This is a genomic window from Streptomyces sp. C1-1, from assembly GCF_050214755.1.
Taxonomy (GTDB): domain Bacteria; phylum Actinomycetota; class Actinomycetes; order Streptomycetales; family Streptomycetaceae; genus Streptomyces.
This window is the reverse complement of record NZ_CP189826.1, coordinates 7,845,578-7,870,098: the sequence shown is the minus strand read 5'-3', so window position 1 is coordinate 7,870,098 and position 24,521 is coordinate 7,845,578. Positions and strand designations below refer to the sequence as shown.

Annotated in this window: 23 protein-coding genes and 1 pseudogene; 10 read left to right on the top strand and 14 right to left on the bottom strand. The window is 72.1% G+C overall.

Annotated features, from left to right (window positions below; all coding sequences use genetic code 11):
* Window positions 1-155: 155 nt before the first annotated feature.
* The 3 genes from ACQF4J_RS35775 (at window position 156) to ACQF4J_RS35765 (ending at window position 2,747) form a co-directional block, all read left to right on the top strand.
* Complete coding sequence (locus tag ACQF4J_RS35775) at window positions 156-758, top strand: hypothetical protein (protein ID WP_058926277.1); 603 nt, start codon at window positions 156-158, stop codon at window positions 756-758.
* A 97-nt stretch (window positions 759-855) separates the two neighbouring features.
* Window positions 856-1,587, top strand: a complete 732-nt coding sequence (locus tag ACQF4J_RS35770) for a 3-keto-5-aminohexanoate cleavage protein (RefSeq protein WP_351577242.1) — start codon at window positions 856-858, stop codon at window positions 1,585-1,587.
* Between the two features lie 92 nt (window positions 1,588-1,679).
* Entirely contained in the window at window positions 1,680-2,747 is a 1,068-nt protein-coding gene (locus ACQF4J_RS35765) for an RNA ligase (ATP) (protein ID WP_351577251.1), read from the top strand.
* 10 nt (window positions 2,748-2,757) lie between these two features.
* Here the strand turns inward: ACQF4J_RS35765 and soxR are convergent, their stop codons facing one another.
* Complete coding sequence (gene soxR / locus ACQF4J_RS35760) at window positions 2,758-3,240, bottom strand: redox-sensitive transcriptional activator SoxR (protein WP_351803485.1); 483 nt, start codon at window positions 3,238-3,240, stop codon at window positions 2,758-2,760.
* A 108-nt stretch (window positions 3,241-3,348) separates the two neighbouring features.
* Here soxR and ACQF4J_RS35755 point away from each other — a divergent pair, with 108 nt between their 5' ends.
* Window positions 3,349-3,810 (top strand): MaoC family dehydratase, encoded by a 462-nt coding sequence (locus tag ACQF4J_RS35755; RefSeq protein ID WP_351577257.1) that lies wholly within the window; start codon window positions 3,349-3,351, stop codon window positions 3,808-3,810.
* A gap of 23 nt (window positions 3,811-3,833) precedes the next feature.
* Here the strand turns inward: ACQF4J_RS35755 and ACQF4J_RS35750 are convergent, their stop codons facing one another.
* From ACQF4J_RS35750 to ACQF4J_RS35740, 3 genes are all read right to left on the bottom strand, one after another.
* Window positions 3,834-4,457: a TetR/AcrR family transcriptional regulator gene (locus ACQF4J_RS35750; RefSeq protein WP_142150916.1), complete on the bottom strand. Its 624-nt coding sequence runs from the start codon at window positions 4,455-4,457 to the stop codon at window positions 3,834-3,836.
* Window positions 4,458-4,566: 109 nt separating this feature from the next.
* The gene (locus tag ACQF4J_RS35745) at window positions 4,567-4,812 is read right to left on the bottom strand and encodes a YiaA/YiaB family inner membrane protein (protein ID WP_142150918.1); all 246 of its coding nucleotides are present in this window, start codon (window positions 4,810-4,812) and stop codon (window positions 4,567-4,569) included.
* Window positions 4,813-4,873: 61 nt separating this feature from the next.
* A complete protein-coding gene (locus ACQF4J_RS35740; RefSeq protein WP_351577327.1) occupies window positions 4,874-6,025 on the bottom strand; it encodes an acyl-CoA dehydrogenase family protein in 1,152 nt (383 codons plus the stop codon).
* Between the two features lie 89 nt (window positions 6,026-6,114).
* Between ACQF4J_RS35740 and ACQF4J_RS35735 the strand changes: the two genes are divergently transcribed.
* From ACQF4J_RS35735 to ACQF4J_RS35725, 3 genes and pseudogenes are all read left to right on the top strand, one after another.
* Complete coding sequence (locus ACQF4J_RS35735) at window positions 6,115-6,756, top strand: TetR/AcrR family transcriptional regulator (RefSeq protein ID WP_351577260.1); 642 nt, start codon at window positions 6,115-6,117, stop codon at window positions 6,754-6,756.
* Window positions 6,757-6,803: 47 nt separating this feature from the next.
* Entirely contained in the window at window positions 6,804-7,514 is a 711-nt protein-coding gene (locus ACQF4J_RS35730) for an ArsR/SmtB family transcription factor (RefSeq protein WP_351803487.1), read from the top strand.
* 264 nt (window positions 7,515-7,778) lie between these two features.
* A pseudogene (locus ACQF4J_RS35725) lies at window positions 7,779-8,696 on the top strand (DMT family transporter); the annotation flags it as partial.
* Here ACQF4J_RS35725 and ACQF4J_RS35720 read toward each other — a convergent pair.
* The 10 genes from ACQF4J_RS35720 to ACQF4J_RS35675 all read right to left on the bottom strand — a co-directional run bounded on the left by ACQF4J_RS35720 (window position 8,688) and on the right by ACQF4J_RS35675 (window position 21,030).
* The gene (locus ACQF4J_RS35720) at window positions 8,688-10,010 is read right to left on the bottom strand and encodes an MFS transporter (protein ID WP_351577269.1); all 1,323 of its coding nucleotides are present in this window, start codon (window positions 10,008-10,010) and stop codon (window positions 8,688-8,690) included. The pseudogene ACQF4J_RS35725 and the gene ACQF4J_RS35720 sit on opposite strands and share 9 nt — an antisense overlap.
* Before the next feature lie 130 nt (window positions 10,011-10,140).
* Window positions 10,141-11,220 carry a Zn-dependent alcohol dehydrogenase gene (locus ACQF4J_RS35715; RefSeq protein WP_427167657.1) on the bottom strand — a complete coding sequence of 360 codons (1,080 nt, stop codon included), beginning with the start codon at window positions 11,218-11,220 and terminating at the stop codon, window positions 10,141-10,143.
* Window positions 11,221-11,233: 13 nt separating this feature from the next.
* The gene (locus ACQF4J_RS35710; protein WP_351577275.1) at window positions 11,234-12,622 is read right to left on the bottom strand and encodes an aldehyde dehydrogenase family protein; all 1,389 of its coding nucleotides are present in this window, start codon (window positions 12,620-12,622) and stop codon (window positions 11,234-11,236) included.
* Window positions 12,623-12,735: 113 nt separating this feature from the next.
* A complete protein-coding gene (locus ACQF4J_RS35705) occupies window positions 12,736-14,079 on the bottom strand; it encodes an ABC transporter ATP-binding protein (protein ID WP_351577278.1) in 1,344 nt (447 codons plus the stop codon).
* 181 nt (window positions 14,080-14,260) lie between these two features.
* Window positions 14,261-14,575: a hypothetical protein gene (locus tag ACQF4J_RS35700; RefSeq protein WP_427167656.1), complete on the bottom strand. Its 315-nt coding sequence runs from the start codon at window positions 14,573-14,575 to the stop codon at window positions 14,261-14,263.
* Between the two features lie 56 nt (window positions 14,576-14,631).
* Entirely contained in the window at window positions 14,632-15,855 is a 1,224-nt protein-coding gene (locus ACQF4J_RS35695; RefSeq protein WP_351577284.1) for an MFS transporter, read from the bottom strand.
* A gap of 23 nt (window positions 15,856-15,878) precedes the next feature.
* Window positions 15,879-17,276 (bottom strand): CitMHS family transporter, encoded by a 1,398-nt coding sequence (locus tag ACQF4J_RS35690; RefSeq protein ID WP_351577287.1) that lies wholly within the window; start codon window positions 17,274-17,276, stop codon window positions 15,879-15,881.
* Window positions 17,277-17,414: 138 nt separating this feature from the next.
* Complete coding sequence (locus ACQF4J_RS35685; protein WP_351803495.1) at window positions 17,415-19,652, bottom strand: molybdopterin oxidoreductase family protein; 2,238 nt, start codon at window positions 19,650-19,652, stop codon at window positions 17,415-17,417.
* Window positions 19,653-19,786: 134 nt separating this feature from the next.
* Complete coding sequence (locus ACQF4J_RS35680; RefSeq protein ID WP_351577293.1) at window positions 19,787-20,404, bottom strand: TetR/AcrR family transcriptional regulator; 618 nt, start codon at window positions 20,402-20,404, stop codon at window positions 19,787-19,789.
* On the bottom strand, window positions 20,401-21,030 hold the full coding sequence (locus ACQF4J_RS35675) for a hypothetical protein (RefSeq protein WP_351577296.1): 630 nt from the start codon (window positions 21,028-21,030) through the stop codon (window positions 20,401-20,403). Before ACQF4J_RS35675 ends, ACQF4J_RS35680 begins: the two co-directional genes overlap by 4 nt.
* Window positions 21,031-21,181: 151 nt before the next feature.
* Here ACQF4J_RS35675 and hmgA point away from each other — a divergent pair, with 151 nt between their 5' ends.
* The 3 genes from hmgA to ACQF4J_RS35660 are packed head-to-tail and all read left to right on the top strand — an operon-like array spanning window position 21,182 to window position 24,498.
* A complete protein-coding gene (hmgA, locus tag ACQF4J_RS35670; RefSeq protein ID WP_351577299.1) occupies window positions 21,182-22,534 on the top strand; it encodes a homogentisate 1,2-dioxygenase in 1,353 nt (450 codons plus the stop codon).
* A 27-nt stretch (window positions 22,535-22,561) separates the two neighbouring features.
* Window positions 22,562-23,311: a GntR family transcriptional regulator gene (locus ACQF4J_RS35665; RefSeq protein WP_351803497.1), complete on the top strand. Its 750-nt coding sequence runs from the start codon at window positions 22,562-22,564 to the stop codon at window positions 23,309-23,311.
* A 26-nt stretch (window positions 23,312-23,337) separates the two neighbouring features.
* Window positions 23,338-24,498, top strand: coding sequence for a type ISP restriction/modification enzyme (locus tag ACQF4J_RS35660; RefSeq protein WP_351803499.1), 1,161 nt, complete (start codon window positions 23,338-23,340; stop codon window positions 24,496-24,498).
* Window positions 24,499-24,521 lie beyond the last annotated feature (23 nt).

The following is a 24,521-nucleotide window of genomic DNA, read 5'->3' as shown; positions in this document are numbered from 1 at the left end:
ATGCGTCAAGTTTTGGAAGACGGTGGTCGGCTTATGGAGGTCATCGGAAAACGGATGGAGCCGAATCGCTTGTCGATACGTCTATTCGGCGACGTCCTTACGACGACGCCGAAGTGACCGAAGTACAGGTGCAGGTGTGACGGAGGTGCAGGACGATGGCCGGTTTCCGGAGTCTGGCGAGACAGGTCCGCGATCCGCGGTGCGATCTGGCACTGCGGCGCTACTCACTGCGCAAGTGCCTTGAGCGGTTCGCTCCTTACGGGCACAGGGCGACCTGGGACCACTTGTGCTCCCGGGCAGGGTTCGGTCCCGAGGACCGCTCTCCCGACCCGGCGCGGCTCGTGGCCGCACTGGAGGAGTTGGAAGAGGCGCGCTCGGTCTGGCTGGCCTACGAGGTCGAGTTCGCCGAGCGACGCAAGAAGGAGAAGCACGACGGGCTGCGCCGACCGGGCAGCGTGGACGACTGGCACCGGCTGACCTGGGGCGGTTTCGGTGTGGCGTGGTGCGACGACCCGCGGGTCCACCCCCGTGAGCCGCTGGCCGAGGTACTGCGCCGCCTGATCTCCGCCCTGGAGCGCGAGCCGGGTGCGGAGTGCCCGGTGTGCGGCGGGGAACGGCTGGTGTGGACGTACGACCTGGACCATGAACCGTCCTCCGGTCCGGTCTGCAGCAACTGCGGAATTCTGGTGCCACGGCCCGTGCTCAAGCCCGAGGCCCTGGCGGACGCAAGGCGCGGAAGGCTGTTGGTGTCGGCCTAGCACGGCGGGGGTGCGCCGGGGATGCCGCACCCCCTGTTCTGTCCGCCACGAGCGCGGCCGGCGGTCCGTTGTCAGTGGCGTCCGGCAGGCTTGGGGCATGGTGCAGGTGTGTCTCAACGGGACGCGGGGGTCTGCCGACGGCGCGAGGGTGCCGCTGACCCCTGGCGCGCTGGCCGAGTCCGCGGCCCGGGCCGTCGCGGCCGGTGCCACGGATGTGCATGTCCACCCCAAAACGCCCTGCGGGCGCGACGCGTTGTCGCCGCGGGTGATCGCACCGGCGCTGGAGGCGATCCGGGCGCGGGTGCGGGTACCGGTCGGGGTGACCACGGGTGCCTGGGCCGAGCCGGATCCGGCGGCCCGGCTCGCGCGGGTGCGGAGCTGGGCGGAACTGCCCTTGCTGCCCGATCACGCCTCGGTCAACTGGCACGAGGAGGGCGCCGAGGAGATCGCCGCCGCCCTGATCGACCTCGGTGTGGGGGTCGAGGCCGGCATCTGGTCCGGGACGGACGGCGCGGCGCGGTTCGCGGTGTCGCCGTCGGCGGGACGGGTGTTGCGGGTGCTGGCGGAGGTGACGGACACGTCTGCCGGGACGGCCGAGGACAGCGCGCGTGCGCTGCTGGCCGACCTCGGCCCCGCGCGAGGACGTCCGGTTCTCCTGCACGGCGAGGACGGGGGCGCGTGGCCGGTGCTGCGGCTGGCGGGGCGGCTGGGGCTCGCCACCCGGATCGGCCTGGAGGACACACTCGCCTTGCCGGACGGCGAACCCGCCTTGTCCAACGCCGAGTTGGTGGCCGAGGGACTGAGGCAGTACCGCGACGCGCGACGGTAGCAGCCGTAAATCCGCTCGCTCCACCGTTTTCGCGCCCGGACAGTGGGAGGCGATGAGACCGAACTGAACTCCCTCCCGAACCGAGGTGTCCCATGTCGACGCTCCGCGTCACCGCCGAAGTGCTGACCGTCCACGAACATCCCGACGCCGACGCGCTCGAACTGGCCCAGGTGGGCCTGTATCGCGCGGTCGTCGCCAAGGGCGCCTACCGCACCGGCGACGCCGCCGTCTACATCCCCGAGCAGGCCGTGCTGCCGGCCGGGCTGATCGAGGAGCTGGGACTCACCGGGCGTCTGGCGGGCACCAAGGCGGACCGGGTGAAGGCGGTGCGGCTGCGCGGCGAGCTGTCGCAGGGGATCGTGTGCCGCCCGAGGGCGCTGGCGGACGTCGACCTGGCGCGAGCCGCGGCGGAGGGCACCGACTTCGCCGAGCTGCTCGGCATCACCAAATGGGTGCCGCCGATCCCGCCCACGATGAGCGGCGATGTGGAGTCCGCGCCCGAACTGCTGCCCTGGGTCGACATCGAGAACATCCAGCGGTTTCCGCAGGTCTTCGCACCGGGCGAGGCTGTGGTCCTGACCGAGAAGCTGCACGGCTCGGCGTGCCTGCTGACCTACGCGGCGGACGAGGGACGGGTGTACGTCTCGTCCAAGGGCTTCGGCGCCAAGTCCCTGGCCCTCAAGGAGGATCCGCGCAACCTCTACTGGCGCGCGGTGCACGCACACGGTGTGGCCGAGGTCGCGAAACGCCTCGCCGAGCGGCTGGGAGCGCGCCGGGTCGGGATCTTCGGCGAGGTGTACGGGGCCGGGGTGCAGGACCTGACGTACGGCGCGGACGGCCGGCGGGAGAGCCTCGGGTACGCCGTGTTCGACGTGTCCGCGGAGAGCGACGGCGCCGTGCGGTGGCTGGACGCGGCCGAACTGCTCGACGGGGAGCTGCCGTTGGTGCCCCGGCTGTACGAGGGGCCGTACGACGTCGAGCGGGTCCTTCGGATCGCGAGCGGGCGGGAGACCGTGTCCGGGCGCGGCCTGCACCTGCGGGAGGGGGTCGTGATCCGCAGCGCGGTGGAGCGGTACAGCCCGGTGACGGGCGGCCGGGCGATCGCGAAGGCGGTGAGCCCCGCCTACCTGACCCGCAAGGGCGGGACCGAGTACGAGTAGTCCCTCGTCGTCACCCGGTCCCGGCCGGCCCGCCGCGTCGCCGCTCCACCAGCAGCCGCGACCCGCTCCGCCGCTCGCCGAAGGCGTCGTCCGGGTTGGACAGGACGCACGAGTCCAGCGACAGGCAGCCGCAGCCGATGCAGTCCGTCAGGTGGTCGCGGAGGCGGTTGAGCTGCTTGATGCGCTCGTCCAGTTCCGAGCGCCAGTTCTCCGAGAGGCGGGCCCAGTCCTCGCGGGTGGGGGTGCGCTCCTCGGGGAGCTCGGAGAGGGCCTCGCGGATCGTGGCGAGGGGGATGCCGACGCGCTGCGCGGCGCGGACGAAGGCGACCCGGCGCAGGGCGTCACGGGAGTAGCGGCGCTGGTTGCCCGCGGTGCGGCGGCTGCTGATCAGGCCCTTGGACTCGTAGAAGTGCAGGGCCGAGACGGCGGCGCCGCTCCGCGCGGCGAGCTGGCCGACCGTGAGCTCGTGGATCTTCTCGGGGATCTGGGGCACCCCTCGAACCCTACCCACCCGGCGCCGGCCGTCGTCCGTTGACATCGGAATCCCGGCCGACCATGCTAAGCAGTTGCTTAGACATTGCGACGAATGGGAGGCCGGGACATGGCAGAGCCGAGGATCTTCTCCTCCGCCGAGGAACTGAAGGCGGCGGTGGGCGAGCAGCTGGGGTACACCGACTGGCTGGAGATCGACCAGAAGCGGATCGACCTGTTCGCGGAGGCGACGGGCGACCACCAGTGGATCCACGTGGATCCGGAGAAGGCCGCCTCGGGGCCCTTCGGCACGACCATCGCGCACGGGTACCTGACCCTGTCGCTGCTGCCGCTGTTCGGTCCGCAGCTGATCCAGGTCGAGGGCGTGAAGATGGGCGTCAACTACGGCACCAACAAGGTCCGTTTCCCCGCCCCGGTCCCGGTCGGCTCACGGCTGCGCGCGACCGCGAGGATCAGCGGCGTCGAGGACGTGGCCGGCGGTGTGCAGGTGAGCGTCGCGTACTCGGTGGAGCGCGAGGGCGGCGACAAGCCGGTCTGCGTGGCCGAGTCGGTGGCCCGCTTCTACCTCTGACGCCGCCGACGGCGCTCAGGCGGCTACTTGACCCCCACCATCCGCAGCACGAGGTCGGCATAGAGCGCGCCGACCTCGTCCGGAGTCCAGGGGCCGTGGACGTTGAACCAGCGGGCGACGTCGATGCAGAGCGAGAGGACGGCGAGGGTGGTGCCCTTGACGTCCAGCACGTCGAAGTCGCCGACGGCGATGCCGTCCTCGATGATCCCGCGCACCTCGGCGTCGCACTGGCGGCGCAGCGCGAGGATCTCGGCGCGGGCGTCCGGGCCGAGGGAGTCCAGCTCGTACTGCACCACCCGGGCGGTCGTCCGCCCGCCGGCGTGCCAGCGCACGAAGGAACTGACGGCGTCCGCGAGCCGCTCGGCCGGAGTGCCCTCGCCGCGGGCCGCCGTACGCAGGATGTCGACCGCCTTCTCGTGGCCGATGCGGCTGATGCGGTGGAGCAGCTCTTCCTTGGTCTTGTAGTGGATGTAGAGCGCGGCCGGGCTCATGCCGGCCCGGCCCGCGATGTCACGGGTCGTCGTGGCGTGGTAGCCACGCTCGGCGAAGGCCTCCACCGCGGCCATCAGCAGCCGCCGGGCCGCGTCGGGCGTGACCTCGCCCCATGGCGCCACCTCGCCGCCGGCCGTCTCCTCCGCCGTACTCATCGCTCGCTCGCCCCTCTCGCAGACAGACACCCCACCATACCGCCCAAGGTGAGCGAGCGCTTAGTCCGCGCGTTCACAGCTTCGGTGGTCGTCACGGCTTCCGTGGGAGTCAGAGCTTCTCGAAGGGGTGGTACGACCGCTCCGCCGCCTCCTGCCGGTCCCGGATGACCTTGGCGAGGGTGAAGGCGGAGGTGACGAGGTAGAGGACGGCGATGCCGAGGAAGGCCCGCACCCAGGCGTCGGCGTTCAGTTTGAAGATGCCGATGGCCGTGGCGGCCATGGCGACGGCGAAGGAGGCGACCGCCTGGCCGTAGAAGGCGGCGGTGTTCTGCTGCTTGCCCGAGGTCTCACTCATGGGGACAAGGGTGCGGGCGTGCGGGACGCGGAGGCATCCGCACACATACTCAGAGGCGTACTCAGAACGCCGAAACCCCTGTCAACGCACGGCCGATGAGCAGTTTCTGGATCTGGCTGGTGCCCTCGTAGAGGGTCATCACCCGGGCGTCGCGCAGTAGCTTGCCCGCCGGGTACTCGTCGATGTAGCCGTATCCGCCGAAGACCTGCAGGGCGTTGTTGGCGGCGCGCACGGCGGCCTCGGAGGCGAACAGCTTGGCCTTGGAGGACTCGACCGCGAAGGGCTGCCCCCGGTCGATCAGATCGGCGACCCGCCAGGTCAGCAGCCGGGCCGCGTCCACGTCCACGGCGATGTCGCTGATCAGCTCCTGCACCAGCTGGTGGTGGGCGATCGGCCTGCCGAACTGCTCCCGCTCACCCGCGTACTTCACGGCCGCGTCCAGCGCGGCCTGGGCTATGCCGACGCAGCCCGCCGCGACCGACATCCGGCCCTTGGCGAGGGCCGACATGGCGACGGAGAACCCCTTGCCCTCCTCCCCCAGCATCGCGGAGGCGGGTACCCGCACGTCCTCAAGAACCAGTTCGGCCGTCGCCTGGCCGCGCAGACCGAGCTTGCCGTGGATCGTGCGACGGGTCAGGCCGGGGGTGTCGGTCGGCACGAGGAAGGCGGAGACACCCTTGTGACCGGGAGCGTCGGTGGAGCGGGCGAAGAGCAGGACGACGTCGGCCCAGGTGCCGTTGGTGATGAACATCTTGGTGCCGTTGACGACGTAGTCGTCGCCGTCGCGCACGGCGCGCGTGGTGAGGTTGCCGGCGTCGGAGCCGGTGCCCGGCTCGGTGAGGCCGAAGCAGCCGACGTACTCACCGGAGGTCAGCCCAGGCAGCCACCGTCGTTTCTGCTCCTCGCTCCCCCAGCCGGCGATCGCCTTGGCGACCAGCCCGAGCGAGACGGACACGATGCCGCGCACGGACGAGTCGCCGCGCCCGAGCTCCTCCGTGACCAGGCAGTACGCGAGGTGGTCGCCGCCGGAACCGCCGTACTCCTCGTCGACGGTCAGCCCCAGGAAGCCGACCTCGCCGAGTTTCTTCACGATGGCCCGGTCGACCTCCTCGGCACGGTCCCAGACGACGACGTTCGGGGTGATCTCCCGCTCCACGAAGTTCCGGGCGAGCCGCCGTACGGCCTCCTGCTCCTCGCTGAGCCCCAGGTTCACCACGAGATCACCCCACACAGACAGATCTTGAAAGCCGTACCTTTAAATTAGCACTGCTAGTTTCTGATCGCAGCCCTACTATGTGCGCCATGGCCCGACCGCGCAAGCCCCTGCTGAGCACCGACCGGATCGTCGAGACGGCACGCGCGCTCGTGGACGCGGAAGGCCTCGCGGCCGTCTCCACGCGCCGGTTGGCGGCGGAACTCGGGGTCAGCGGCCCGTCGCTCTACAACCACTTCCGCACCAAGGACGAGATCCTGGAGGCAGTCGCGGACTCGGTGAGCGCCCAGGTCGACCTGTCGATGTTCGACGACGCCCGGGACTGGCGGACCGCGCTGCACGACTGGGCGGTCTCCTACCGGGCCGCGCTGCGCGACCACCCCAACATCGTCCCGGTGCTCGCCACCGGCCCCGGGCGGCGCCCGGCCGGCCTCCGGCTCGCGGACGCGGTGTACGGCGCCATGGTCCACGCGGGCTGGCCGGCCGCCCAGGCGACATCGATCGGCGCGCTGATGAGGTACTTCATCATGGGCTCCGCCCTCGGGTCGTTCGCGGGCGGCTTCGTGGACGACGCGACGGCCTACGACCCCGCCGACTACCCCCACCTCGGACAGGCCCACCTGCTGGCCGAGCAGCAGGAGAAGATCGACGAGCGCGCCTTCGAGACGGGGCTGACGGCACTGCTGGACGGGCTCGCGCAGCAGTACGAGCAGGTACGGCGGCGGGCGTAGCGACCTTTCGGCCTGCGCCGAAGTGTTCGTGGCCCATCCTGGGGTGCATGACCACCAGGGATCCCCAGGCACCTGGGCTGGCCCGGCTCGCCGCCCTGATCGCCGACGAGACACGGGCGGCGTGCCTGCTGGCGCTGCTCGACGGCCGGGCCTGGACCGCCGGTGAGCTCGCGCGGCACGCCGGGGTCGCCGCGTCGACGCTCAGCGAACACCTCGGCAAACTGGTCGCGGGCGGACTGCTGAGCGAGGAACGGCAGGGACGGCACCGGTACGTGCGGCTCGCCGACGCGCGGGTCGCACAACTGGTGGAGGAACTGGCCGCGCACGCCGGGCCCGGGGACGACGTACGGCCGCGGGGGCTGCGGGCGTCGAGCGCCGGCTCGGCGATGGCGCGCGGGCGCACATGTTACGACCACCTGGCCGGGCGGCTCGGCATCGCGGTCACCGACGCGTTGGCGCTGCGCGGGCTGCTGCGGACGGACGCCGGGTTCGCCCTGACGGACGCGGGGTCGGAGTGGTTCGGTGCCGCGGGGATCGCCCTGGAGCGCGGGGGCCGGCGTCCGCTGGTCCGGGCGTGCCTCGACTGGACGGAGCGGCGGCCGCATCTGGCGGGGGTCGCCGGGGCCGCGCTGTGCCGGCATGCGCTGGACGCCGGGTGGTGTGTGCGGATCGGGTCCGAGCGGGCGGTGAAGGTGACTGCCGTCGGGGAGCGGGCGCTGCGGGAGCTGTTGGGGATCGAGGCGGGGGCGTTGCGGTGAGGTGGGACGGTTACGGGGGTGGGGGCCGGGGGCGTGTGCCGGGTGCGGGTGGTTCGTGGCTTGCCGCGCAGTTCCCCGCGCCCCTTGGTGGGTGACGGTCCCGCAACTCCCAGGGGCGCGGGGAACTGCGCGACCGGCCCACCACCACCCGCACCCGGCACACGCCCCCGGCCCCCACCCCGGTAGCCGCCCCTCCCTCCCCCCGTCCGAAATCCGCCAGCCCCGCACCCCCCTCCCCGCCTAGCCTCAGGAGCATGATGAACGTCAGCCGTAGCCGCGGCCACCACCGTCGTGTTGTGGGCGTCGGCCTTCGTGTCGATCCGGAGCGCCGGGGCCGCCTACTCGCCGGGCGCGCTCGCGTTGGGGCGGTTGCTGTCAGGCTGTCTGGTGCTCGGCGCGCTCATGGTCGTACGAGGGGAGGGGCTGCCGCCGCGGACGGCGTGGCGCGGCATCCTGATATCGGGGCTGCTGTGGTTCGGGTTCTACAGCGTGGTGCTGAACTGGGGCGAGCAGCAGGTGGACGCCGGTACGGCGGCACTCGTGGTGAACATCGGCCCGATCCTCATCGCCCTGCTGGGGGCGCGGCTGCTCGGCGATCCGATGCCGCCGCGGCTGCTCGCCGGCATGGCGGTGTCGTTCGCGGGGGCCGTGACGGTCGGCCTGTCGATGTCGGGCGGCGGAGGCTCCTCGGTGCTCGGCGTGGTGCTGTGCCTCCTCGCGGCCGTCGGCTACGCCGGCGGTGTCGTCGCGCAGAAGCCGGCGCTCGGGCGGGCGAGCGCGCTGCAGGTGACGACGTTCGGGTGTCTCGTGGGCGCGGTGGTGTGCCTGCCGTTCACCGGCCAGCTGGTCGGCGAGGCGGCCGACGCGCCGGTGTCGGCGACCCTCAACATGGTCTACCTGGGGGTCTTTCCGCTGGCACTGGCCTTCACGACCTGGGCGTACGCCCTGGCCCGGACGACCGCGAGCCGTATGGGCGCGACGACGTACGCGGTGCCCGCGCTGGTCGTGCTGATGTCCTGGCTGGTGCTCGGCGAGGTGCCGGGGCCGCTGACGCTCACGGGCGGGGCGTTGTGCCTGGCCGGCGTGGCGGTGTCGCGGTCGCGGTCGCGCGCGACGGCGCGGGCCGCGGCCCCGGAGACGGTTCCGGGGCCGCGGCCCGAGCGGGCGCCGGACTCAGTGTGAACGCGCCCTGCCGGCCAGGACCTTGATGGACAGCAGGGCGATCACCGACAGGGCGATGATGTAGGCGGAGACCGCCATCGAGGTGCCGGTCGCCTCCAGCAGCAGGACCATCACGAAGGGTGCGAGGCCGCCGCCGAGCACGGCCGCGATCTGGTAGCCGAGGGAGGCGCCCGTGTAGCGCATCTCGGGCGTGAACAGCTCGGCGAACAGGGCGGCCTGGGGGCCGTACATGATGCTGAGGAAGCAGCCGGCGACGAAGGTGCCGACGGCCAGCCACAGCAGTGAGCCGGTGTCGATGAGCAGGAACATCGGTACGGCCCACAGGGCGATGCCGGCCGCGCCGAGGGCGTAGATCCGGATGCGGCCGACGCGGTCGGAGAGCGCGGCGGCGGCCGGGATCAGCACGAGCTGGGTGAGGCTGACGCAGAGCGAGACGGTGAGCACGGCGTCCTTCTTCATCCCGAGGTCGCGCGTGGTGTAGTCGAGGACGCCCGTGATGAGGATGTAGAAGGTCGCGGTGTTCACGGCGAAGGAGCCGCCGGCGAGGAACACGGTGCCGAGGTGGCCACGCAGGATCGTGCGCAGCGGCGAGCTCTCCTGCGTCTTCTCCTTCTGGGCCAACTCCTGCTCGGCGCGCTGGAATTCCGGGGTCTCCTCGACGTGGCGGTGGATGTACCAGGCGAGCGCGAGGACGAACAGGCCGACGACGAAGGGCAGTCGCCAGGCCCAGGCCACGAAGTCGGCGTCGGTGGTGAACGCGCCGGCCAGCAGGAAGACGGTGTTGGCGGTCACCACGCCGATGGGGACGCCGAGTTGGACGAAGCTGCCGTAGACACCGCGCTTGCCCTCGGGGGCGTACTCGGTGGCCAGCAGCATCGCGCCGCCCCACTGCGCGCCCACCGCGACGCCCTGTACGACGCGTAGCAGGACCAGCAGGATCGGGGCGGCGACCCCGATCGTGTCGTACGTCGGGAGCACGCCGATGCCGGTGGTGGCGATGCCCATGAGGGTGAGCGCGAGGACCAGCATCGGCTTGCGCCCGCGCTTGTCGCCGAGGTGGCCGGCGACGATGCCGCCGATGGGACGCGCCAGGAAGCCGACGGCGAAGGTGGCGAAGGCGGCGAGGACTCCGGCGGTGGAGCTGGCGGAGGGGAAGTACAGGTCGCCGAGGACCAGGGCGGCGGCGATGCCGAAGACGAAGTAGTCGTACCACTCGACGGCCGAGGCGAGGGCCGCCGCCGTGGCGACGCGGCGGCGGTTGACCGCGGGGAGGACGGTCGTGGGGACGGGGGAGGTGGAGGGGGCCATGTCCATGCGTGCACACTCCGATGGGTGCGGCGGTGGGGACGTTGGCGGCGAACATACTGACCGGCCGGTATGGGGTCAACGGTCGTGCACGAAGGTTGCCCGGGGCACCCAGGGCCCCGGGCGCTCTCCCCCCGTGTCAGAAGACGATCAGCGCGCGGCCGCCCTTGCCGGCCAGCATGTTCTCGAAGGCCGCCGGGATGCCGTCCAGGGCGATCCGCTCCGTCACCAGCGCGCCCAGGTCCAGGCGGCCGGAGCGGATGTGGCCGGCCAGGACGGGCAGGTCCACGGCCGGGTCCGAGTTGCCGTAGACGCAGCCGGACAGGGTGCGGCCCCAGTGGAAGATCTCCAGGGCGTTGAAGGTGACCTGCTGGTCCTTGCCGCCGATGCCGACCACCGTCGTACGACCGCCGCGACGCGTGGAGTCCCAGGCCGTGCGGATCGTCGCCGCGCGGCCCACGCACTCCACGGCGACGTCGACGCCCTGCTTGCCCGTCAGGCCGCGGATCTCGCGGGCGGTGTTCTCCGATGCCACCACGTAGTCCGTGGCACCGGCGTTGCGGGCCAGCTCCTCCTTCTCCGGCGACACGTCGACCGCGACGATCCGCGCGGCGCCCGCGATACGGGCCGCCTGGAGCGCCGCCAGGCCCACTCCCCCGACGCCGTACACCGCGACCGTCTCCCCGGGCCGGACCTTCGCCGAGTGGTGGACGGCGCCGTAGCCGGTGAGGACCGCGCAGCCCAGGAGGGCGGCGTCGGTCAGGGGGACGCCCTCGGGAAGGGGCAGGACGCAGGACGCCGGCACGACCGTCTCCTCGGCGAACGCGGCGACGTTGAGCCCGGGGTGCAGGTCGACGCCGGCCGCGGTACGTGCGTACACGTCGGCGGCGCCGTTGAGGGCGTTGGCGCACAACCACACCTCGCCGAGCGAGCAGGCATGGCAACTGCCGCAGGAAGGCGCCCAGTTGAGGACGACCTGGTCGCCGGGCGCGATGTCCGCGACGCCTTCGCCGACCGACACGACCGTGCCCGCGCCCTCGTGGCCGAGGACCGCGGGGACCGGCACCCGCATGGTGCCGTCGGACAGGGACAGGTCCGAGTGGCAGACCCCGGCGGCGGCGAGGCGGACGCGGACCCGGCCGGGGCCCGGGTCGGGCAGCTCGATGTCGGTGATCTCCAGCGGGGCGCCCACCTCGGGCAGGACGGCTGCGCGAACCATGTGTGAACGCTCCTCAGAACTGCAGGGACTTGGTCTGGAGGTACTCGGCGAGCCCGTGCGCGCCGAGTTCCCGGCCGACGCCGGACTGCTTGTAACCACCGAAGGGGGCAAGGGGGTTGAAGCGGCCGCCGTTGATGTCGACCTGGCCCGTGTCCATGCGGCGGGCGAAGGCCACCGCCTCCGCCTCGTCGCCCGCCCAGACGGCGCCCGCGAGGCCGTAGACCGTGCCGTTGGCGATGCGCAGGGCGTCCTCCTCGTCCTCGTACGGGAGGATCGCCAGGACCGGGCCGAAGATCTCCTCCTGGGCGATCGTCATCTCGGGGGTCACGTCGGCGAAGACGGTCGGGGCGACGAAGTAGCCCTGCTCGTGCGGAGGTTCGGTGCCGCCGGCCACCAGCCTCGCGCCCTCCGCGACCCCCTTGTCGATGTAACCGCGCACCCGTGCGAGCTGCTTGGCGTTGACGACCGGGCCGATGCGCGGGCCGTACTTCGCGGCGGCGCCGGCGGCCAGCTCGACCGCCTCCTCGTAGCGCTCCCGGTGCACCAGCATCCGGGTCCAGGCGCTGCACGTCTGGCCGGAGTTGGACATCACGTTGGCGACGCCGACGTTGACGGCCTTGGCGAGGTCGGCACTCGGCAGGATGACGTTGGCGGACTTGCCGCCCAGCTCCAGGGCGACCCGCTTCACTGCCGCGCCCGCGGTCGCGCCGATCCGCCGGCCGACGGCCGTGGAGCCCGTGAAGGACACCAGGTCGACGTCCGGGTGCTCGGCGAGGGCCTGTCCCGCGACCGGGCCGAGCCCGGTGACCAGGTTGAACACACCGGCCGGTACGCCGGCCTCGTGGACCGCCTCGGCGAAGAGCTGGGCGACCAGCGGGGTGTCCTCGGCGGGCTTGAGGACGATCGTGCAGCCGGCCGCCAGCGCCGGGGCGACCTTGGCGACGACCTGGTGCAGCGGGTAGTTCCAGGGCGTGATCGCGCCGACCACGCCGACCGGCTCCAGGTAGACGGTCGAGTTGCCGGCCTTCTCCTCGAAGGCGTAGGTCGCCGCCAGTTCGGCGTACGAGCCGGCGACCGCGATGGGTACGGCCGCGTGCACGTTCTGCGAGAACTGCAGGGGCGCGCCGAGCTCCGCGGTGACGGTCTCCGCGATCTCGTCCTTGCGGGCCAGCAGGGCGTCCCTCAGGGCGGTGAGCCGGGCGGCCCGCTCGGTGGGCGCAGTGGCCGACCAGGCCGGGAGCGCGGCCCGGGCGGCCCGCACGGCGGCGTCGACGTCGGCCGCGGTGCCCGCGGGCACGTGGCCGATGACCTGCTCGTCGACCGGGTTCACGACCTCGATCACGTCCGTACCCGCGGCGGGGCGCCAGGCGCCGTCGATGTACATGCCGTCGTGTGCCTTCATGGTGCTCCTTCGGGCGGGGCGTCGTCCGCTTCACAACCTACCGACAGCCACATAAACTAGCGGCGATAGTTTTCGGACGCCAGACGCCCCCTGCGGAGGCCGCGGAAGACCCGTCACTCGCCCAGGTCGGGCAGCCGCGCCGGAGCCGGGCAGATCCTCTCGCCGTGCTGGTCGAAGACGAACAGGTGGGCGATGTCGACGAGGAGGGGAACCTGCAGGCCGCGGCGGAGGTCGATGTCGGGGGTGGTGCGGACCACCAGGTCGCCGGGGAGCCGGGGCTCCGAGGGCGTCGCCGCCGGGTCCGGTTCGGCCGGCTCGTCCAGGACCACCACCGGTCCGGCCCGCATCGCGCCCGCCCGCTCCCGCAGCCGCCCCAGCACCGTCGCCCCGCCGTCCCTGCGCCGCCGCCGGGACGGCCGCGAGCCGGGACGCGGCGCCTCCAGGTCCGGTACGACGGCGGGCTGGGAGCCGGTGTCGAAGTGGACCAGGATCTCGTGCCCCTGGAACTCCACGTGCTCCACCAGACCGGTGAGCGGCACCTCGCCGGGCCGGGCGGAGCTGTGCTTGGCGATGCGGATGGCCTCCGAGCGCAGCCCGACGATCACCTCGCGCCCCTGCTGGACGCGGAGCAACTGGTGGTCCAGGGAGAGGGGTTCGGGCAGTCGCAGGAACTGCTTGCCCAGGCTGATGGTCATCGCGCCGTCGAGCGGGGCGCGGACCAGGCCGCGCAGCAGGTTGATGCGCGGGGTGCCGATGAAGGCGGCGACGAAGACGTTGCGGGGCAGGGCGTACACCGCGCGCGGGGTGCCGAGCTGCTGCAGGACCCCGCCGCGCAGCACGGCGACCCGGTCGCCGAGCGACATGGCCTCGGCCTGGTCGTGGGTGACGTAGATCGTGGTGACGCCCAGTTCCCGGGTGAGCTTGGAGATCTCGGCGCGCAGGTGGTTGCGGAGCTTGGCGTCGAGGTTGGACAGGGGCTCGTCCATCAGGAACGCGGACGGGTGGCGGGCGATGGCCCGGCCCATGGCGACGCGCTGCCGCTCGCCGCCGGAGAGCTGACCGGGGAAGCGGTCCAGGAGGTCCTCGATGCCGAGCATGCGGGCGGTGGCGTCGACACGGGGGCGCGGGTCCTCGCCCGGGTTCTCCACCCGCAGCGGGAAGCCGATGTTCCCGCGGCTCGTCATGTTCGGGTAGAGGGCGAAGTTCTGGAAGACCATCGCCATGTTCCGCTCCGACGGAAGCAGGTCGTTGGCCTCCTCACCGTCGAGCAGCAGCGTGCCCTCGGTGATCTCCTCCAGCCCGGCGATCATGCGCAGCACGGTGGACTTGCCGCAGCCCGAGGGCCCGAGCAGGACGAGGAACTCGCCGGGCTCGATGTCCAGCGACAGCCGGTCCACCACGCGAACGCCTCGCGTGTAGGTCTTGCTCACGTCCTGCAGGGAGATGGCGCGTGTCATGACTGATGCCCCCGGGGGCTGCTGGGCGCTGGTGCTCCGCGATGCCGAACACCTCGTGCGGTTCGCGCGAGGCCTGTGGGTCACGGAAATTAACGGAATGTGCCCGGTCGAGGGAAGAGTCCGGACGCCGGTGTTCAGCCAGTGAGAAAGCGGACGATCCCGTTCAGTGCGCTGTCCGCGCTCATCGGGTGCGTGTGAGGTGCGCGAAGACAACGGTGTCGCCCGCGCAGGCGGTCCGGCGGTCATAGGCGCCGCCGCAGGTGATGAGCCGCAGCTCGGGGCGGCCGCGGGCGCCGTAGACCTCGGCGTTGTGGAAGTGCTCCTTCTCGTACGTCCGGCCCCCGTCGATGTGGATCTTCACGTCGCCGTTGTCGCCCGGGACCGGGGTGGGCGCGGCGAGCGCCGGAGAGCCGAGGAGCGCGCTCCCGGCGAGGGTCAGGGCCGCCGCCGCGGTGGTGCGCGCTCCCGCACGGCGCTGCGGAGGCATGGTGGGCATGCGAGTCCTCCGAGTCGGATGATCTTCGAATGAACCGAAGTTCTTCTGGCTCTCTTTCACATACGGCGCGAGGACTGTGGGAGCGTCGCCCGACGCCCCGTCACCCTTCCTCCGCCCGGGGCGGGCGAGCGCAGCGCGACCCCGGCCGAGAGCAACAGCAGCCCGCCGAGCATGACGAAGGGCGCGGCCGCGCCGACCAGGCCCGCGACCAGGCCCGCCGTCGCGGGAGCGGCGACCTGACCGAGGCGGTTGCCGGTCAGCCGCAGGGCGAGGGCGGTGGAGCGGGCGGCGTCGGGGGCGGCCTGGACGACGGTCGTCATGGACAGCGGCTGGCCCACGCCCAGGCAGAAGCCGAGCGCGGTCAGCATCAGGCCGAGTGCCCACACCGGCACGGGCAGCGCGATGCCCGCGCACAGTACGGCGGCCAGCAGGCACGTCACGGTCAGCAGCGCCGGCCGGCCGAGCAGGCGCAGCAGCGGGGTCAGGACGAGGCGGCAGGCGATGGTGGCGCCCGCCCGCAGGCTGAGCAGCACGCCGATCACCGGGGGCGCGATGTCGCGGTGCTCGCCGACCACCGGGAGATAGGCGGTGAGGATGTCGGTGGCGGACAGCACGGAGAGGCTGATGAGCATGCCGGCGGGGACGCCCCGGGCGCGCAGGATGCTGCCCACGGCGACCCGGTCCCCTTGCGCTGTAAGGGAGTTGACCGCTGTACGGTCCTCGATGCGCCACAGCGAGGTGAACGCGGCCGCGGCGCCCGCGCCCGCCACGAGTAGCGCCAGCGCGCTCGTGCCCGCCATGTCGGGGCCGCCGATCAGCGCGCCCGCCGCGATCGGGCCGACGAGCTGGCCGAGGGAGGCGCCGATGGTGAAGTGGCCGAAGTTGCGGTCCTGTTCGTGTGGCGCGGACTGGCGGGCGACCAGGGACTGGGCGCCGATCACGAAGCAGAGGTGGCCTAGGCCCATCACACCGCTCCACACCGCCATCGCCCACAGGGAGCCGGCGAGCCCGCTCAGGGCGCAGCCGCCCGCGATCAGCGCGACGCCGACGGGCAGCAGGGGCGCGCAGCGGCCGTGGTCGGTGCGACGGCCCAACGGTACGGCGGCGAAGAGCGGGAGGAGGGCGTAGACGCCCGCGATGACGCCGACCGCCCGCTCGTCGGCACCCAGCGCGAGGGCCCGGTAGGACACGGCGGGCCGTGCCATCGACACCGCCCCCTGCGCGAAGGAGAAGGCGATGACGAGGCGGAGCAGCCAGCCTCGGTTCCCACCGGGCCTCATGGGACGAACCTCCGTCGGTGCGGTCAGACGATGCCGAAGAGGATGCCCGCGCCCAGGACCACGAGCGAGGTGAGCGCGGCCCACTTGACCACGAACCTGGTGTGGTCGCCGAACTCCACCTTGGCCATGCCGACCAGGACGTAGACGGCGGGGACGAGCGGGCTGGACATGTGCAGGGGCTGGCCGACGAGGGAGGCGCGGGCGATCTCCAGGGAGGAGACGCCGTGTGCCTGGCCCGCCTCGGCGAGGACGGGGAGGATGCCGAAGTAGAAGCCGTCGTTCGACATGAAGTAGGTGAGCGGGATGCTCAGGACGCCGGTGACGAAGGCCATGTGCGGGCCCATGCCGTCGGGGATGTTGTCGACCAGCCAGGTGGCCATGTGGTCGACCATGCCGGTGCCCTGCAGGACGCCGGTGAAGACGGCGGCCGCGAAGACCATGCCGGAGACGTTGAGGACGTTCTCGGCGTGCGCGGCGATACGGGCCTTCTGATCGGGCATGTGCGGGAAGTTGACGGTGAGGGCCAGGGCCGCGCCGAGCAGGAACAGCACCGGGATCGGCAGCCACTCCATGATCATGGCGGTGAGCAGGACGACCGTGAGCAGCGCGTTGAACCAGTACAGCTTCGGGCGCAGGGTGGGCCGGTCGGGGTCGAGGCCCTGGAAGCCCTCGTCCTCGGGCGCGTCGGGCAGGCCGGCCCCGGCGCCCGAACCGCCGCCGCCCTTGGGGCCCTTGCCGGTACCCGCACCGACCAGCACCGTCTCCTGCTCGGCGGGCTCCTCCACGAGCACCTCGTCCAGCGTCAGCACGCCGAGCCGCTTGCGCTCGCGGCGGCCGAGGACGTAGGCGAGGGCGAAGACGAACAGCAGGCCCATGGCGAGCGCCGGGATCATCGGCACGAAGATGTCGCTCGCGTCGAGCTTCAGCGCGGTGGCCGCGCGTGCGGTCGGGCCGCCCCAGGGCAGCGTGTTCATCACGCCGTTGGCCATCGCGGCGACACCGGTCATCACGACCAGGCTCATCTTCAGGCGCTTGTACAGCGGGTACATCGCCGAGACGGTGATCATGAAGGTGGTGGAGCCGTCGCCGTCGAGCGAGACGATCGCGGCGAGGACCGCCGTACCGACGACGATCCGGAGCGGGTCGGCCTTGCAGAACTTCAGAATCCCGCGCACGACCGGGTCGAAGAGGCCGACGTCGATCATCACACCGAAGTAGACGATCGCGAACATGAGCATCGCCGCGGTGGGGGCGAGGCCGGTGACGCCGTCGATGACGTAGTCACCGAGCTTGGCGCCCTTGCCGACGAACACGCAGAACAGCGCGGGAATCAGCACGAGCGCCGCGATCGGCGACATCTTCTTCAGCATGATCAGGACCAGGAAGGTCGCGATCATGGCGAAGCCGAGGATGGTCAGCATGAATGGATACCTAACGTTCGCCCTTGAACATCCCACCGGGCAGGCGGTGCGATGACGTTAGGTCCGTTCAATCGGCGTTAACAAGTGGTTGACCTGTGAGCAATAAGCGCGAAACCGCAGGTCACGGCTTTGCTCAGGTCAGGCGGGCAGCGCGGCGGCGATTTCCACCGGCACTCCGTTGAGGACGGCGTTGCCGGACAGGGGGTCGAGGAGGCTGCCGTCGAGGAGCTGGTTGACGTTGACTCCGGGATCGGTGGCGGCGTGGGTCATCCGGGTGCCGGGCCGGTCGTGGCCCCAGCCGTGCGGCAGGCTGACCACACCCCGGCGCACGGCGTCCGTGACCTCGGCCGGCGCGGTCACCTCTCCCCCGGCGCCCTTCACCCGCACGGGGTCCCCGTCGCGCACCCCGAGCCGCTCGGCGTCCTCGGGGTGGATGTGCAGGGTGCAGCGGTTGGAACCGCCCGTCAGGGCCGGGACGTTGTGCATCCAGCTGTTGTTGGAGCGCAGGTGCCGGCGGCCGACGAGGACCAGGCCGTCGGGGAGTTCGTCGAGGGCGCGCCTGAGCCGGGGCAGGTCGTCGGCGATGGGCCGCGCCAGCAGTTCGACCTTGCCGCTGCGGGTCTTCAGCGGCTGCGGGAGGCGGGGGGCCAGCGGTCCGAGGTCGATGCCGTGCGGGTGCGCGAGCAGCTTCTGAAGCGACAGCCCGTCCGGTCGTACGCCGAAGCCGTCGCCGTAGGGGCCGAGGCGCAGCATCATGTCGAGCCGACGCTCGGGGCCGTTCTCACCGGTGAGGAGCGCGGCGAGCTCCTTCGGGTCGCGGCCGTGGACGGGTGAGTGGGGCTCCTTGACCGCCTTGCCGAGGGTCTGGCCGACGACCAGGTCGTCGACGGCCGACGGGTCGGCGCCGTGCATGCCGGTCGCGGCCAGGACCAGCCGGGCGAGGATCTCGGTCTCGGCCATGCGGCCGGGCTCCAGCGGGACCGCGGGGCGGGTGTAGCGGACCTGGTTGCGCACGGCGAGGGTGTTGAAGGCGAAGTCGTGGTGCGGGCTCTGGGAGGGCGGGGGCGGCGGCAGCACGACGTTCGCGTGGCGCGAGGTCTCGTTCAGGTAGGGATCGACGCTGACCATGAAGTCCAGGCCGTCCAGGGCCTTGTCGAGCCGGTCGCCGTCGGGCGCGGACAGCACCGGGTTGGCGGCCACCGCGATCAGGGCGCGGACCGGCTCGCCCTCCTCGGTCGCGGTGTCGATCTCCTCGGCGAGCGCGGAGAGCGGCAACTCCCCCTTCGCCTCGGGGTGCTTGCTCACCCGCGAGTGCCAACGGCCCAGCGCGAAACCGTGGCTGGGCCCGGCGGGCCGCGGCGTGCGATCGGTGGCGGCCTGCGGGAAGAGGGCGCCGCCGGGCCGGTCGAGGTTGCCGGTGAGGATGTTGAGGACGTCGACGAGCCAGCTGCCGAGGGTGCCGTACGGCACGGTGCAGCTGCCGATCCGCCCGTACACGGCGGCGGTCGGGGCGGCGGCGAGGTCGCGGGCCAGGGTGCGGATCAGGGCGGGCTCGACATCACAGGCGCCGGCGACGGCCTCGGGAGTGAAGTCCCGCAGTTCGGCGCGGAGTTCGTCGACGCCGTCGACGTGCGGCGCCAGTGCGCCGAGGTCGACCAGGCCCTCGTCGAAGAGCACGTTCGCCATCGCGGCGAGGAGCAGCGCGTCGGTGCCGGGCCGGATGGGGATGTGGCGGTCGGCGAGTTTGGCGGTGCGGGTGCGCCGCGGGTCGATGACGACCAGGGTGCCGCCGCGCGCCTTGAGGGCCTTGAGCTTGCCGGGGAAGTCGGGTGCGGTGCACAGGCTCCCGTTGGACTCCAGGGGGTTGGCGCCGATCAGCAGCAGGTGGTCGGTGCGGTCCAGGTCCGGCACGGGGATGGCGTTGGCGTCGCCGAACAGCAGCCCGCTGGAGACGTGCTTGGGCATCTGGTCGACCGTGGACGCGGTGAAGATGCTGCGGGTGCCGAGTCCGGCGAGCAGCACAGGCGGGTAGAGGCCGCCGGCCACGGTGTGGACGTTGGGGTTGCCCAGGACGACGCCCACGGCGTGCGGGCCGTGGCGGTCCACGACGGCGCGGATGCCGGCCGCGACCGCGTCGAAGGCCTCCTCCCAGGTGGCCTCGCGCAGCTCGCCGTCCCGGCGCACGAGCGGGGTGCGCAGCCGGTCGGGGTCGCCGTCCACGGCGCCGAAGGAGGCGCCCTTGGGGCAGATGAAGCCCTTGCTGAACACGTCGTCGCGGTCACCGCGGGCGCCGGTGACCCGGGTGCCCTCGATGGTGAGGGTCAGCCCGCAGGTGGCCTCACAGAGGGGGCAGATGCGCAGGGCGGTGCGGGACACGGGTCCTCCCGGGGGCGGGGGTGGCGCTCATGGACGAGGGTGAGCATACCGACCGGTATGGACGGAGGGGAGGCCCTCCGGGGGGTGAGGTCGGAATTCCGCGGGGCCGGCCGGGGGCGCGCACGCCGCGGGCGTCAGTCCAGCACTCTCGCCAGATACGCCCGCAGCATCTCCCGTGCCTCCTCGATGATCTTCGCGTCTCCCTCCGGTGCCATCCTGAAGGCCAGGTGGACCAGGGTGTCGGCGGTTTCGACGGCTATGAGGAAGGAGCGGCGCAGGTCCTCGTCCGGCTCGCGGTCGAGGTAGCCGGAGAGCAGTTCGGTGAGGCGGTCGGCGACGCGGTGGTTGGGTTCGGCGTCACGGGCGCCGACCGGGATCTGGTTGCCGAAGTCGACGAGTGAGAAGCCGGGCGCGGTGCGCTTCATCGACAGGTACTCGTCGAGGACGGCGTCCATCGCGGTGCGCCAGCCGCCCTCGCCGGAGTCCTTCAGGCGCTCGGTGACATGCTCCGTGAAGCGTTCGAGGTTGCGCTGGGCCAGGGCGTCGGCCATCTGCCGCTTGTTGCCGAAGAAGCGGTAGACCGAGCCGATGGGGACGCCGGCGCGCAGGGCGACGGCCCGGGTGCTGAGGGCGTCGTAGCCGACCTCGTCGAGGAGCTCGGCGCAGGCGTCGAGGATTCTGGTGAGCCGTTCGGCGCTGCGCCGCTGCACGGGCGCTCGGCGTAGCGATGTCGCGTGGGGCACGGGCTTCATGATGCCTTTCCGACGCGGTCCGGTGAACCTCGCCCCCAGGTACGGAGATCGATGCCTGGTGCACTCATTCCGGTCGTGTCCGTCGTGGCGCCGGAGGTGGCGCCCGGCCGGGCCGTGCCGCTCGGCGAGGATTCCGACGCCGTGATGTCGGCTGTGCTCTGCACGGGCCGGCCCTTCACGGCCCAGGCCGTGCCGTCGTCGGCGTACAGCCGGGCGGTGACGTGGTGGGTGCCGCGCGGGACGAGCCGGGCCGGGAGGCGGTAGGCGGTCGAGCGCAGCCGGGTCACCGGACGGTCGTCGACGTACAGGCGTACATAGCCGCGGCCGGCCACCGCCTGCCGTTTCGCGCCGGCCGCCGAGAAGCGGAAGTGGTGCACGCTCAGGCGTACGTCCCAGGTGTCGTCGGCGTCCGGCTGCACCTCGATGCCGACCTCGGGCGCGCCCTTCTTCTCCACCTCGCGCAGATGCCGCCCCTCCTGGTCGGTGTCGTCGAGGACCTTGCCCACGGGGGACGTCGACTCCCCGTTCTTGCCCTCATGCGCATCACTGGTGCCGCAGCCCACGGATCCGGCCAGCAACAGGACACAGACCGCGAGCACGGCGAGAAGTCCCCGCGTCCACGACATGTCCGGAGACTAGAACACCGGTCCGACAGGCGGATCCCCCTGAAGGCTGGTTCTGCTTCCTCCCTGATGAGGAGGAGCGGTGTACCCCTTGCGCACGGGAAACCGCAATCCTACGGTGATACATAGGAATCGAAGTCGCAAGGGAGCGATCATGAGCGATGGGGGTACCACCCGCGCGAGCGGGTTCGAGCGCGGGGGAGCGCGGAAGACCGCCGAGGGACTGACCTATCTCTCTGGTTTCGGCAACGAGCACGGCTCCGAGGCGGTGCCCGGCGCTCTGCCCGAGGGACGCAACTCGCCGCAGCGCGCACCCCTCGGCCTGTACGCGGAGCAGCTGAGCGGCTCCGCCTTCACCGAGCCGCGCGCCACCAACCGCCGCTCCTGGCTCTACCGCATCCGCCCCTCCGCGGCGCACCCGCCGTTCACGGAGACGCACAACGGCTGGATCCGCACCGCGCCCTTCACGGAGTCCGTCCCCGACCCCAACCGCCTGCGCTGGAACCCCCTCCCGGAGCCGGCCGACGGCACCGACTTCCTCGCCGGCCTGTGGACCCTCGGCGGCAACGGCGACGCGACCCAGCGCACCGGCATGGCCGTGCACCTGTATCACGCCAACGCCTCCATGGACCGGGTCTTCAGCGACGCCGACGGCGAGCTGCTGATCGTCCCGGAGCGCGGCGGGCTGCTGCTGCACACGGAGTTCGGGATGCTCCATGTGGAGCCGGCACATGTGGCGCTGATCCCCCGCGGGGTGCGCTTCCGTGTGGAGCTGCTGGACGATTCCGCCCGCGGATATGTGTGCGAGAACTACGGGGCGCCCTTCCGCCTCCCCGACCTCGGCCCGATCGGCGCCAACGGCCTCGCCAACGCCCGCGACTTCCGGGCACCGGTCGCCGCCTACGAGGACGTCGAGGGCCCGGTGGAGGTGGTGAACAAGTTCTGCGGCAACCTGTGGCGGGCGACGTACGGCCACTCCCCCCTCGACGTCGTCGCCTGGCACGGCAACCACGTCCCGTACGTCTACGACCTGCGCCGCTTCAACGTCATCGGCACCATCTCCTACGACCACCCCGACCCGTCGATCTTCACGGTGCTGACGTCCCCGTCGGACACCCCCGGACTGGCCGGCGTCGACTTCGTGGTCTTCGCACCGCGCTGGCTGGTGGGCGAGGACACCTTCCGGCCGCCGTACTTCCACCGGAACGTGATGAGCGAGTACATGGGGCTGATCGAGGGCGCCTACGACGCGAAGGCGGAGGGCTTCGTGCCGGGCGGGGGCTCGCTGCACAACATGATGTCCGCGCACGGCCCGGACCGGGAGACGTTCGACCGGGCGAGCGCCGCCGAGCTGAAGCCGCAGAAGATCGACGACGGGCTGGCGTTCATGTTCGAGACCCGCTGGCCGGTCACCCTCAGCGCGCACGCGGCCCAGGCGGAACACCTGCAACCGCACTACGACGACGTGTGGAACGGGCTCGAACGCCACTTCCGCCCGTTGCACTGATCGCGGCCGACCGGTACGGATGGTCCCGTGACCTCCTTCGCCCCGGACTCGATCGTCCTGAACCGCAAGCTGCCGCTCTGGTACCAGGTCTCGCAGTCCCTGCGGGCCTCGATACTCGGCCGTTCGCCCCAGGACCCCCTCCGCCTGCCCACCGAGGAGCGGTTGGCGGAGCACTACGGGGTGAGCGTGCTGACCATGCGGCAGGCGCTGAAGGAGCTGGAGGACGAGGGGCTGATCACCCGGCACCGCCGCCGGGGCACCTTCATCGAGCCCGACGCCCGCCGGGGCGCCCCGGTGCGGCTGCTGGGCTCGGTGGACGCGATCGTGGCCCAGCAGTCCGGCATGACGACCGAGCTGCTGGAGCACGGCGGCGCCCCCGTGCCGCCCGAACTCGTCGAGTACTTCCCGGAGATCGACGAGGTGGCCGCGTACCACCGGCTGCGCAGCGACGAGAAGACCGGTGAGCCGACCAACCACGCCCGCAACTGGGTGCGTCCGGAGGTGGCCGCGCGCGTCGACCCTGCGGACCTGGTGCGCTGGCCCATGACCAAGGTGCTGCGGGACGTCGTCCAGGCGGACATCAGCCGTATCACGGACACCGTCGAGGCCCGGCTGGCCGACCCCGAGACGGCCCGGCTGCTCCAAGTCCCGCTGCTCAGCCCGATCCTGCACTACACGGGGGTGACGTACGACGCCGCCGGACGGGTCCTGGACGTGGCGGTCATCCACTACCGCGGGGACCGCTTCTCCTTCACGGTGACTCTGGACGCCACGTGACCTCCCCTTCGGCCGCAGGTCGTACGATGCCCAGCGTGACGCACGACGACGCTCCGCCGCTGGCGGACCTCATGCCGTGGTCCGTCGCACCGCCGCGGCTCGGCCGGGGGTGGCCGGCGGGCCCCGACGCGGCATCCCTGAAGGCCCGCTGGGACGCCCTGCTCAAGGCCGACGGACCGGACCGGGAAGCCCTGTTCGAGCCGACGCGCTCCCGCACGCTGCACTCCGCGGTGGGACAGCTCCCGGGCCAGTCGAGCGGTACGGAGAAGCTCCTGCGGGCGACGGGGCCCTGTCCCGAGCCGGTGCGCGTCCTGCACGCCCCCTTCGACGAGCAGTGGCTGATCCCCGACCACCGCCTGATCGACACGGCCCGCCCCGAACTGTGGCGGGTGGCGGACGAGCAGCAGGTCTTCGTGGTCGAGACGCCTTCGGAGACGGGCGGATCGCCCCTGACGGCCACCTCCCGCCTCCCGCTTCTGCGCCCCGGACGCATCCGGCCCCTGTACCGCCGCCCCGGCGGCACGGAGCCCAATCTGACGCCGGGGCTGCTGGACCGGCTGGGCACCCGTCTCGGCCATGCGCCGACCCCGCCGGACACGCTCGCCTGGATCACGGCGACCGTCCGGCCGGACCTGACCGTCCCCCTCACGGCGGATCCGGAACTGTGGTGGCACGGTGTGGAGTTGGGGCGCCGCCTGCTGTGGCTGATGCGCCGCGACGGCGACCGCCCCAAGCTGCCGGGCGGCCGCCGCCCGTACGTCCGCGCCCCGCTGCCCTCACGCCCGCTCACCCTCGACTACGACCGCGACGAGGAGACCCTGCTGCTCGACGAGGGCCGCATCTCCCCGGTGCCGCCCGAGGCCTGGGACTTCGAGGCGGGGGGCGTCCGGGTCCTGGAGCACTGGTTCACCGCCCGGACCGCGCCGGCCGAGCCCGGCACCCTGGCCGCGATCCGCCCGGCGACCTGGCCGCAGACCTGGACCTCGGAGCTGCTGGAGCTGATCACGGTCCTGGCCCTGCTGGCGGAACTGCGGCCACAGCAGCAGGAGTTGACGGTGACGGACCCGATCACGGCGACAGAGCTGCGCAAGGCGGGCGTCCTTCCGGTACCGGAGGCCGCACGCAGACCCGCTTCGGTACTGGACCACCACGAGGAGGGCCCCGAGGGCCAGTTCACGCTGATCTGAACGCCCCAAAAGGGGCGCGGGGA

What these genes read in the sequence shown, in the direction of transcription:
- ACQF4J_RS35680 (WP_351577293.1), bottom strand. Translation starts at nt 20,404, where the DNA reads ATGAAGCCCGTGCCCCACGCGACATCGCTACGCCGAGCGCCCGTGCAG.
- ACQF4J_RS35675 (WP_351577296.1), bottom strand. Translation starts at nt 21,030, where the DNA reads ATGTCGTGGACGCGGGGACTTCTCGCCGTGCTCGCGGTCTGTGTCCTG.
- ACQF4J_RS35735 (WP_351577260.1), top strand. Translation starts at nt 6,115, where the DNA reads ATGGCCCGACCGCGCAAGCCCCTGCTGAGCACCGACCGGATCGTCGAG.
- hmgA (WP_351577299.1), top strand. Translation starts at nt 21,182, where the DNA reads ATGAGCGATGGGGGTACCACCCGCGCGAGCGGGTTCGAGCGCGGGGGA.
- ACQF4J_RS35765 (WP_351577251.1), top strand. Translation starts at nt 1,680, where the DNA reads ATGTCGACGCTCCGCGTCACCGCCGAAGTGCTGACCGTCCACGAACAT.
- ACQF4J_RS35745 (WP_142150918.1), bottom strand. Translation starts at nt 4,812, where the DNA reads ATGAGTGAGACCTCGGGCAAGCAGCAGAACACCGCCGCCTTCTACGGC.
- ACQF4J_RS35720 (WP_351577269.1), bottom strand. Translation starts at nt 10,010, where the DNA reads ATGGACATGGCCCCCTCCACCTCCCCCGTCCCCACGACCGTCCTCCCC.
- ACQF4J_RS35755 (WP_351577257.1), top strand. Translation starts at nt 3,349, where the DNA reads ATGGCAGAGCCGAGGATCTTCTCCTCCGCCGAGGAACTGAAGGCGGCG.
- ACQF4J_RS35695 (WP_351577284.1), bottom strand. Translation starts at nt 15,855, where the DNA reads ATGAGGCCCGGTGGGAACCGAGGCTGGCTGCTCCGCCTCGTCATCGCC.
- ACQF4J_RS35660 (WP_351803499.1), top strand. Translation starts at nt 23,338, where the DNA reads ATGCCCAGCGTGACGCACGACGACGCTCCGCCGCTGGCGGACCTCATG.
- ACQF4J_RS35730 (WP_351803487.1), top strand. Translation starts at nt 6,804, where the DNA reads ATGACCACCAGGGATCCCCAGGCACCTGGGCTGGCCCGGCTCGCCGCC.
- ACQF4J_RS35775 (WP_058926277.1), top strand. Translation starts at nt 156, where the DNA reads ATGGCCGGTTTCCGGAGTCTGGCGAGACAGGTCCGCGATCCGCGGTGC.
- ACQF4J_RS35705 (WP_351577278.1), bottom strand. Translation starts at nt 14,079, where the DNA reads ATGACACGCGCCATCTCCCTGCAGGACGTGAGCAAGACCTACACGCGA.
- ACQF4J_RS35710 (WP_351577275.1), bottom strand. Translation starts at nt 12,622, where the DNA reads ATGAAGGCACACGACGGCATGTACATCGACGGCGCCTGGCGCCCCGCC.
- ACQF4J_RS35750 (WP_142150916.1), bottom strand. Translation starts at nt 4,457, where the DNA reads ATGAGTACGGCGGAGGAGACGGCCGGCGGCGAGGTGGCGCCATGGGGC.
- ACQF4J_RS35690 (WP_351577287.1), bottom strand. Translation starts at nt 17,276, where the DNA reads ATGCTGACCATCCTCGGCTTCGCCATGATCGCGACCTTCCTGGTCCTG.
- ACQF4J_RS35770 (WP_351577242.1), top strand. Translation starts at nt 856, where the DNA reads ATGGTGCAGGTGTGTCTCAACGGGACGCGGGGGTCTGCCGACGGCGCG.
- ACQF4J_RS35715 (WP_427167657.1), bottom strand. Translation starts at nt 11,220, where the DNA reads ATGGTTCGCGCAGCCGTCCTGCCCGAGGTGGGCGCCCCGCTGGAGATC.
- ACQF4J_RS35700 (WP_427167656.1), bottom strand. Translation starts at nt 14,575, where the DNA reads ATGCCCACCATGCCTCCGCAGCGCCGTGCGGGAGCGCGCACCACCGCG.